Below are 1,063 nucleotides of genomic sequence, written 5' to 3'. Positions count from 1 at the left end.
GATCTCCGACGAGACGGACATGGAGGTCGTCGGCGAGGCCGCCGACGGAGCCGAGGCGGTGCGCCTGGCCGAGCAGCTGAAGCCCGACGTCGTGCTGATGGACGCCCGGATGCCGGGGCTCGACGGGATCGCCGCGGCCACGGCCATCGGCGCCGCCCACCCCGAGGTGCGCGTGCTGGTGCTCACGACATTCGACGAGGAGGTGCTGGTCGACGGGGCGCTGCGGGCGGGCGTTGCCGGGTTCCTGCTGAAGGTGTCGCCGCCCGAGCAGCTGCTCGAGGCGCTGCGCGAGGTGGCGGCCGGGCGCGGGCTGCTCGACCCGGCCGTGGTGCCGCGGGTGATCACGCGCTATGCGGGCGCGCCCCGGGCCAGGCCCCGCGATCCCCTGCTCGACAAACTGACCGCCCGCGAGGCCGAGGTGCTGGCCCTGGTGGGCCGGGGGCTGTCGAACGCCGAGATCGCGGCGCGGCTCTACCTGGGCGAGACCACGGTCAAGACGCACCTCGGCCGGGCCCTCGACAAGCTCGGCCTGCGTGACCGGGCCCGCGCGATTGCGTTCGCCTACGAGAGCGGGCTGATCACCCCGGGGCCTTAGGGGATATCTCGGGGGCGGGGTGGTGCTAGCACCACCGAGCTCGGGCGGGGAGATCACTAGCGTCGATGGCATGAAGCGAATCGGTGTGGCTCTCCTGTGGTTCGCCGGGGTCTACTTCGTCGCCCGGGCGATCGTCGAGCCGTTCGTGATCGACGTCAACGATCCCTCGACCTACCAGCACGACTGGGGCGGCCCGCATCTGGCCGGCGTGCTGCTCGTGCACTGTGGACTCGGCGTGGTCGCCGCCGCGCTGATGGCGTGGCGCCTGATGCGGCGCACCTCCCGCCGCCTGCGATCAACCACAGAGCAGACCCCCGAGCGCAAGGAGTCCGATCAGATCGGCACCCGGCTGGCGGCATAAAGCAATTCGACGGATACGAGCCATCGCACGTCCCGGGTCCTCAGCGGGCCGCCGTCGTGGTCAAGGCCGCACGCTGCCTCCGGCCGGGACGCACCAAACCGAAGTGG

The 1,063-nt window shown here is 72.0% G+C and carries 2 protein-coding genes; both read left to right on the top strand.

Annotated features, from left to right (window positions below; translation table 11 throughout):
* Positions 1 to 595, top strand: a 595-nt coding sequence (locus AB0M20_RS45445; protein WP_364307886.1) for a response regulator transcription factor, incomplete at its 5' end; no start/stop codon positions are given.
* A 70-nt stretch (positions 596 to 665) separates the two neighbouring features.
* A complete protein-coding gene (locus AB0M20_RS45440) occupies positions 666 to 956 on the top strand; it encodes a hypothetical protein (protein ID WP_364307884.1) in 291 nt (96 codons plus the stop codon).
* The last annotated feature ends 107 nt before the right edge of the window (positions 957 to 1,063 follow it).

The organism is Actinoplanes sp. NPDC051633, from assembly GCF_040681735.1.
GTDB lineage: Bacteria > Actinomycetota > Actinomycetes > Mycobacteriales > Micromonosporaceae > Actinoplanes.
This window is presented reverse-complemented; position numbering and strand designations above follow the sequence as displayed.

Bases quoted from the DNA above. Each gene is read 5' to 3' on its own strand.
- AB0M20_RS45440 (WP_364307884.1), top strand. From the start codon at position 666: ATGAAGCGAATCGGTGTGGCTCTCCTGTGGTTCGCCGGGGTCTACTTC.